The organism is Nocardiopsis endophytica (assembly GCF_027706725.1).
GTDB classification, from domain to species: Bacteria; Actinomycetota; Actinomycetes; order Streptosporangiales; family Streptosporangiaceae; genus Nocardiopsis_A; species Nocardiopsis_A endophytica.
This window is the reverse complement of sequence record NZ_JAQFWQ010000092.1, coordinates 21,903-28,769: the sequence shown is the minus strand read 5'-3', so window position 1 is coordinate 28,769 and position 6,867 is coordinate 21,903. Positions and strand designations below refer to the sequence as shown.

Annotated in this window: 9 protein-coding genes; 5 read left to right on the top strand and 4 right to left on the bottom strand. The window is 74.6% G+C overall.

The features are described from left to right. The first annotated feature begins 145 nt into the window (after positions 1 to 145). The 3 genes from O4J56_RS24565 to O4J56_RS24555 all read left to right on the top strand — a co-directional run bounded on the left by O4J56_RS24565 (position 146) and on the right by O4J56_RS24555 (position 1,915). Entirely contained in the window at positions 146 to 622 is a 477-nt protein-coding gene (locus O4J56_RS24565; RefSeq protein WP_270689031.1) for a GNAT family N-acetyltransferase, read from the top strand. A gap of 27 nt (positions 623 to 649) precedes the next feature. Beyond that, the gene (locus O4J56_RS24560; protein ID WP_270689029.1) at positions 650 to 1,285 is read left to right on the top strand and encodes a histone deacetylase; all 636 of its coding nucleotides are present in this window, start codon (positions 650 to 652) and stop codon (positions 1,283 to 1,285) included. 252 nt (positions 1,286 to 1,537) lie between these two features. Further along, positions 1,538 to 1,915: an RNHCP domain-containing protein gene (locus tag O4J56_RS24555; RefSeq protein WP_270689028.1), complete on the top strand. Its 378-nt coding sequence runs from the start codon at positions 1,538 to 1,540 to the stop codon at positions 1,913 to 1,915. A gap of 57 nt (positions 1,916 to 1,972) precedes the next feature. Here the strand turns inward: O4J56_RS24555 and O4J56_RS24550 are convergent, their stop codons facing one another. Then, positions 1,973 to 2,140 (bottom strand): hypothetical protein, encoded by a 168-nt coding sequence (locus tag O4J56_RS24550; RefSeq protein ID WP_270689026.1) that lies wholly within the window; start codon positions 2,138 to 2,140, stop codon positions 1,973 to 1,975. A 113-nt stretch (positions 2,141 to 2,253) separates the two neighbouring features. Between O4J56_RS24550 and O4J56_RS24545 the strand changes: the two genes are divergently transcribed. After that, on the top strand, positions 2,254 to 3,000 hold the full coding sequence (locus tag O4J56_RS24545; protein ID WP_270689024.1) for a class I SAM-dependent methyltransferase: 747 nt from the start codon (positions 2,254 to 2,256) through the stop codon (positions 2,998 to 3,000). On the opposite strand, the gene O4J56_RS24540 is transcribed toward O4J56_RS24545, so the two are convergent. Both O4J56_RS24540 and O4J56_RS24535 read right to left on the bottom strand, forming a co-directional pair. Beyond that, a complete protein-coding gene (locus O4J56_RS24540; protein WP_270689022.1) occupies positions 2,990 to 3,427 on the bottom strand; it encodes a DUF2784 domain-containing protein in 438 nt (145 codons plus the stop codon). The genes O4J56_RS24545 and O4J56_RS24540 overlap by 11 nt on opposite strands. Before the next feature lie 123 nt (positions 3,428 to 3,550). After that, the gene (locus O4J56_RS24535) at positions 3,551 to 4,513 is read right to left on the bottom strand and encodes a DMT family transporter (RefSeq protein WP_270689021.1); all 963 of its coding nucleotides are present in this window, start codon (positions 4,511 to 4,513) and stop codon (positions 3,551 to 3,553) included. Positions 4,514 to 4,529: 16 nt separating this feature from the next. On the opposite strand from O4J56_RS24535, the gene O4J56_RS24530 reads away from it, so the two are divergent. Then, complete coding sequence (locus O4J56_RS24530; protein ID WP_270689033.1) at positions 4,530 to 5,969, top strand: aminotransferase-like domain-containing protein; 1,440 nt, start codon at positions 4,530 to 4,532, stop codon at positions 5,967 to 5,969. A gap of 44 nt (positions 5,970 to 6,013) precedes the next feature. On the opposite strand, the gene O4J56_RS24525 is transcribed toward O4J56_RS24530, so the two are convergent. Continuing rightward, the gene (locus tag O4J56_RS24525) at positions 6,014 to 6,700 is read right to left on the bottom strand and encodes a nitroreductase family protein (protein WP_270689020.1); all 687 of its coding nucleotides are present in this window, start codon (positions 6,698 to 6,700) and stop codon (positions 6,014 to 6,016) included. Between the last annotated feature and the right edge of the window lie 167 nt (positions 6,701 to 6,867).

Genomic DNA, 6,867 nt, shown 5'->3' with positions numbered 1-6,867 from the left:
GAGAAGCGACGCTAAAACCGGCCTGGTAGGGGCGTTTTTCCCGAGATCAACGAGGGGTGGGGGGCCGCCGGATGTGACCGGCGCATCACCCCGGGTCGCCCGGGCGGCGGGCGGGGGTGTCGCCGTGGGCCGCTACGATCCGACCGTGCGCATCATCGTTCAGGACATCCCCTGGGACCACGCGACCGGAGCCGCTCTGCGCCTCGCGCAGGAGCGGGAGACCATCGAACGCTATGGCGGGGACACCGAGGCCGGACCCAAACCCTCCGCCGAGGACACCGCCGCCTTCCTGCTCGCCACCGACGGGGCCACCGGGGCGAGCGTGGGCTGCGGGGGCCTGCGCCGGCTCGACGAGCGCACCTATGAGATCAAGCGGATGTACGTGGTCCCCGAGTGGCGGGGCCGCCGGATCGGCGGCCTGCTCGTGCGCGCCCTGGAGGAGCACGCGCGCGGGCTGGGCGCGCAGCGCATGCGCCTGGAGACCGGCGTCGAGCAGCCCGAGGCGATGCGCCTGTACGAGAAGTGCGGCTACACCCGCATCGACCGCTACGGGCACTACGCCGACTGCGAGCTGAGCGTCTGCTACGAGCGCGCCCTGGACGGGGCGCCCTCGCTGGTCTGACCTTTCCTGAGGCCGAGGAGGCGCCCCGTGGACCGGGTCTGGTACGTCAGCTACGGCGCCAATATGGACGCCGGGCGGCTCGACTGCTATGTGCGCGGAGGCGCCCCCGGCGGCGGGGCGCGTACCAACCCGGGGTGCAGGGACCGCACGCCGCCCCGTGCCGACAGGGCGGTGTGGCTGGCCGGAGGGGTGTACTTCGGGCTGACGTCGCGGATGTGGGGCGGCGGCCTGGCCATGCTGGACGCGGACCTGCCGGGGGCGGCGCCCGCCCGCGCGTACCTGGTGTCCTCCGAGCAGTTCTCCGACATCGCCGCACAGGAGATGTACCGCCCTCCCGGCCAGGGGCCGGACCCGGCCGAGGCGGTGGCCCGCGGCCGCGCGGTGCTCGGTGACGGGCGCTATGAGACGCTGCTGCACTGCGGAGACATGGACGGGGTGCCGATGCTGACCTTCACTGCGCACTGGTCCAGCGCCCAGGTGGAGCACACGGCGCCCGCGGGGGCCTATCTGCGGGTCATCGGTGCGGGGCTGGCGGCCTCCCACCGGTGGGACCCGGGGAGGACCGCCGCCTACCTGGCCGCCCGCCCCGGCGCGGCGGGCGCGTGGTCGCCCGCAGAGGTGCGGGCCCTCATGGCGGCCCCGGGGTCGGCGGACGGAAAATGAGTTGCCCGTCCGCAGGGCGCGCGGGTCTAATTGCCGCAGGCGGGCCTGTGGGCCCGCGTGTTCCTGTCGCCGTGTCACAGATAGCGAGTGTGTGGCCTCTATGTCCAGCGAGTTGAGGTCTGTCCCCCGGTCGAGCGCCGTCGCGACCCTGCGGAGGGCTTCGGGCTCCTGACCGGCCGGAGGCCCTTCGCGGGGCGGCGGACGGCGCTGTGCGAGCGACCGCCCGTACCTTCTCCGCGAGGAGTCACCTCCGTGTCACGACGACGCGAACAGCGACACCGCTCCCGTCAGGGGAGCGACAGCTTCCGCTGCGCCAACTGCAGCCTCGACGTCCCGTTGAGCGCTCCGGGGACGCGGCACCGCAACCACTGCCCCAACTGCCTTTTCAGCAAGCACGTCGACGACCGCGTCCCGGGCGACCGGGCCTCCGAGTGCGGGGCCCGCATGGAGCCCATCGCGGTCACGGTGCGCGGCGACGGGGAGTGGGTGCTGATCCACCGGTGCACCGGGTGCGACGCCCTGGTCGCCAACCGGAGCGCGGGAGACGACAACCCGCTGCTGCTGATGCGCACGGCGACCCGCCCGCTGGCCACCCCGCCGTTCCCCTTGGAGCGGCTGGCCAGCCTGTGAGCCGCCGATGAGATGGGGGCCGGAACCGCATGCGGTTCCGGCCCTTTCGCGTTCCGGTCAGACGGTGATCAGGGGCGCATCGTGTCCGGCGGCCTCGGTGGGTTTCCGAATGTCCCCGGGGTCCGATGTCACGATGGCGGCGCCCGTCTCGATCGCGGCGATGACGACCGCGGCATCCACGATGTCGGCTTGTCCGGACCGGCCGAGCAGCACACCGATCCGCAACACCCATGCACTCAGCGTAGCCGGGTGGTAGTACCGGCGGTGGTACTTTTCTGGCGTCTCGAATAATGAGACGTAAATATCAAAATCTGATACTCCGGTGTTAAGGTGCGGGCATGCCGAACCAGATCTGGGACGCCGAGTTGTACGACACCCGCCATGCGTTCGTCGCCTCGTACGGGGCCGACCTCATCGACCTGTTGGCGCCGGCCGCCGGGGAGCGGGTCCTCGACGCCGGGTGCGGGACCGGTGACCACGCCGCCGCCGTCGCCGAGCGCGGGGCCGAGGTCGTCGGTGTCGACGCCTCCCCCGAGATGGTGCGGCGGGCCGCCGAGCGCTTCCCTGGCCTGGACGTTCGCGTGGGCGACCTGCGGGACCTGGGGCTGAGCGGGTTCGACGCCGTACTCAGCAACGCGGTCCTGCACTGGATCCCCGAGGCCGACGCGGCGGCGTCGTCGCTGGCCGCGGCGCTGCGCCCCGGAGGCCGCCTGGTCGCCGAACTCGGAGGCCGGGGCAACATCGCCGCCATCGACGGTGCGGCCCGCGCCGTGCGGGCGGAGTCGGGGCTGCCCGAGGCGGCCTCCCCCTGGTACTTCCCGGGGATCGCCGAGTACGCGGGGGTGCTGGAGCGGGCAGGGTTCGAGGTGACGGGGGCCTGGCTGTTCGACCGCCCGACGCGCCTGGAGGGCGGCGAAGGCGTGGCGGTCTGGCTGCGGATGTTCGGCTCCCACCTGCTGGAGGGGGTCACCGACACCGGCGCGTTCCTGGCCGACGCCCAGGAGCGCACCCGCGACCGGTTGCACCGCGACGGCGCCTGGTGGGCCGACTACCGCCGCCTGCGGGTGACGGCCGTCAAGCGCTGACGGCTTCGAGAGGGCGCTCCGGATCCGCTTCGGCGGCCGGGGCCGTCCGCTCCTCCCCCGCGGCAGCCCGGCCCTTCGCGCGCCGGCGGAGCACCGCGGCCCCCGCCCAGGACGCCACGATGACGGCGCCCATCACGATGCGCGAGGTCATCAGGTGCTCGCGCGGGTAGAGGGTGCCGGTCAGGTAGTGGTCGATGAACCCGTTCCCCATGACCGGGCGTCCACCCGTGGCCCGCGCCCAGTTCTCCAGCTCGGTCAGCACGCAGGGCCAGTCGATGATGACGATGCCGAGGGCGTAGGCGGCCACGGCCAGATGGATGCGGATCGCCTTGGGCCGCTTCCACGCCAGGAAGCCGCCGAAGACGACGTAGCCGAGGAAGGCGAAGTGCAGGAGCGCCGCGGTGTTGCCGATGACCAGGTAACCCATGCCGTGAAGCTACGGCCGCGGCCGGGGGCGCCACATCGGCTCCGCTCCCCAGGGCGGCTGAGTAGGGATACCTAGAAGGGCGGGGGCGGCCCGAGTCCCGCCCCCGCCCGCCGCGCCGCCGCCTCACCCGCTACCGGACACCGCCTCCTGTGCGCCGGCGGGTGCGGGCTGCGGGGCCGGTGCCGCCCGCCTGCGGGCGGCCCGCTGGGTCACCGCGATGCACACCAGCACCACCAGCGCCGTCACCGGCGCCCAGGCGCTGATCGCCTCCCCCAGGACCAGGAACGCCCACACCAGGGTCAGCAGCGGCTGGGCGAGCTGGAACTGGCTCGCCCGGGCGACCCCGATCAGCGCCATGCCCCGGTACCAGGCGGCGAACCCGCCGAACTGCGAGATCAGCGCCAGGTAGGCCATTCCGGCGAGCGGGATCGGCGCCAGGGCCACGGGCTCCAGGGCCAGCGCCGCCGCCGACGCGGGCACCATCACCGGCAGCGACAGCACCAGTGCCCAGGCGATCACCTGCCACCCGGGCATGTGGGCCGACAGGCGCCCGCCCGCCGCGTAGCCGGCGGCGCACAGCACCAGGGCGGCGAACAGGTACAGGTCGCCCGCGCCCGGGGCGCCGCCCGTCCGGACGGCGGTGAAGCCCGCGACGGCGGCGGCCCCGACCGCCGCCGCGGCCCAGAACACCCCCGGCGGCCAGGAGCGCGACCACAGCGAGGAGACGACGGCGGTGCTCATCGGCAGCAGCCCGATGATCACGGCGGCGTTGCCGGTGGAGGTGGTCTGCAGGGCCAGCGAGGTCAGCAGCGGGAACGCCACGACGCAGCCCAGGGCCACCACGAGCAGCCCGGGGATGTGGCGCCTGTCGGGCAGATGGGCCCCGGCGCCCTTGAGCACCGCCGCGGCGACCAGTCCGGCCAGCGCGCAGCGCAGCGCGGTGGTCGTCCACGGGCCGAAGCCCTCCAGCGCCCAGGAGGTCGCGGGGAAGGTGAAGGAGAACGAGGCGACGCCCAGGGCCGCCAGTACGGCGCCGCGCCGGGCCGCTACCCGTTCCGAGGCGATAGCGCTATCATCAGCTCTCATGAAAAAGAGTAGCAGTGTGGGAGAGCTGGTCGCATCCCTGCGGCATGAGGTCAACCGCTACTCACCCGGCGAGAAGCTCCCGCCGAGCAGGCGGCTGGTCGAGCGCTACGGCGTGAGCCCGGTGACCGTCTCGCGCGCGGTCGCGGTGCTGGCCGCCGAGGGGCTGGTCGTCACCCGCCCGGGCGCGGGCGCCTTCCGCGCCCCCACCGCCGCGGGCGCCCGTGCCCGCGGCGACACCTCCTGGCAGGAGGTGTCGCTGAGCGCCGAGCCGACCCTCGGGGGCGCCGAACCGGTGCCGCGCACCGTCGACGACGCCGGGATCCTGGCCACCCTGTCCTCCCCGCCCCCGGGCACGATCGCCTTCAACGGCGGCTACCTGCACCCGGCGCTGCAGCCGGAGCGGGCGCTGGCCACCGCCCTGGCCCGGGCCGGGCGCCGCCCGGAGGCCTGGGAGCGCCCGCCCGTGGAGGGGGTGACGGAGCTGCGCGGCTGGTTCGCCCGCGAGATCGGCGGGCACGACGGCGTGCTCGACCCCTCGGACGTGCTGGTGACCGCGGGCGGGCAGAGCGCGCTGACCGCCGCACTGCGCGCCCTGGCCCCGCCGGGCGCGCCGGTGCTGGTGGAGTCGCCGACCTACCCGGGCATGCTGGCGGCGGCGCGGGCCTCGGGCGTGCGGCCGCTCCCGGTCCCCCTGGACCGGGACGGGATCCGCCCCGAGCTGCTGGAGGAGGCGCTGCGCTCCTCCGGGGCGCGGGTGGTGGTGTGCCAGCCGCTGTACCAGAACCCGACGGGTGCGGTGCTCTCCCCGGAGCGGCGCGGCGCGGTCCTGGAGATCGCCCGCGCGGCGGGGGCGTTCGTGCTGGAGGACGACTTCGCCCGGCACCTCGGGCACGCCGACGCACCGCTGCAGCCGCCGCCGCTGGCCGCCGAGGACGAGCACGGCTGTGTGGTGCACGTGCGGTCGCTGACCAAGGTGACCTCACCCAACCTGCGGGTGGGGGCCCTGGCGGCGCGCGGGCCGGTGATGCGCCGGCTGCGGGCCATCCAGGTCGTGGACAGCTTCTTCGTGCCGCGCCCGCTGCAGGAGGCGGCCCTGGAGCTGGTGGGCTCGCCGGTGTGGGGGCGCCACCTGCGCGCCGTCGCCGGGGGCCTGGCCGAGCGGCGGCGGGAGACGGCCTCCGCGCTGCTGCACGCCCTGCCGGGCCTGCCGCCGCTGGAGCCGCCGCTCGGAGGCCTGCACCTGTGGCTGCGCCTGCCGGAGGGCGCCGAGGAGCAGGCGCTGGAGGCGTCGGCCCTGCGGGCGGGCGTGGCGGTGGCCCCGGGGCACCACTACTTCCCCGCCGAGCCGACCGCCCCGCACCTGCGCCTGACCTTCGGAGGCACGGGCGGTGCCCCGGAGATCGGCGAGGGCGTCCGCCGCCTGCGCACGGCCTTCGCCGAGTGCGGGCTGGCCTGACCGGCCCGTCCCCCGCTCCCGGCCGGCGGGCCGTGGAGCGGCCGTCACCGGGGCGGGACGTCGGCCATGGCCTCATCCATGGGCTTGCGCCGCAGGTCGGGGACGCGCGCGTCGGGCGCCGGATATCCGACGGGGAACAGGATGTACGGCCTCTCGTTGGGCGGGCGTCCGCAGATCCCGCTGAGGAAGGCCATCGGATTGGGCGTATGCGTGAGCGTGCTCAGGCCCATGGTGTGCAGGGCGGTGATGAACATCCCGCAGGCGATGCCCACGCTCTCGTTGACGTAGTAGTTCTTGCGCCGCGTGCCGTCCGGCCTCACCCCGTACTTCTGGGCGAAGCACACCACCAGCCAGGGCACCGTCTCCAGGTAGGGCTTGTCGGACCCGGTGCCCAGCGGCGCGAGCGCGGCCCGCCAGTCCGGCGGCAGCCGGCCTCCCTCGTAGTTGATCCGCTCCTCGGCCTCGGCGGCCTCGCGTATGCGCTTCTTGGTGTCCGGATCCCCGACGACGACGAAGGTCCACGGCTGCTGGTGGGCGCCGGAGGGGGCCGTGTTGGCGGCGCGCACGGCAAGGTCGATGCACGCGCGCGGCACCGGGTCGCCGCTGAACTCACGGACGCTGCGCCGTTCATCGAGCAGGGCGGCGAACTCCCGGCCGCGGCGGAGCATCTCCGGCTCGGGGAGGCGTGTGGGCCGGTAGGGGACGAAGGGGTGGGCGGGCTCGGCGGCCATGGGCGCTCCAGGGGGCGGGGACGTCCGTTCCGGAAGGTCTCCTTACCGTTGGCGCGGGGCGCTAACCGCCGACGGGGAGGCCCCGATGTACAGGCCTCCCGTTCCGTATATCCCGTTGCCACTCGGCACCGCGGGCGAGGACACTGGCATGCATGTGCCGACGTGCC

Bases quoted from the DNA above. Each gene is read 5' to 3' on its own strand.
- O4J56_RS24525 (WP_270689020.1), bottom strand. From the start codon at position 6,700: ATGGCCGCCGAGCCCGCCCACCCCTTCGTCCCCTACCGGCCCACACGC.
- O4J56_RS24540 (WP_270689022.1), bottom strand. From the start codon at position 3,427: ATGGGTTACCTGGTCATCGGCAACACCGCGGCGCTCCTGCACTTCGCC.
- O4J56_RS24535 (WP_270689021.1), bottom strand. From the start codon at position 4,513: ATGAGAGCTGATGATAGCGCTATCGCCTCGGAACGGGTAGCGGCCCGG.
- O4J56_RS24545 (WP_270689024.1), top strand. From the start codon at position 2,254: ATGCCGAACCAGATCTGGGACGCCGAGTTGTACGACACCCGCCATGCG.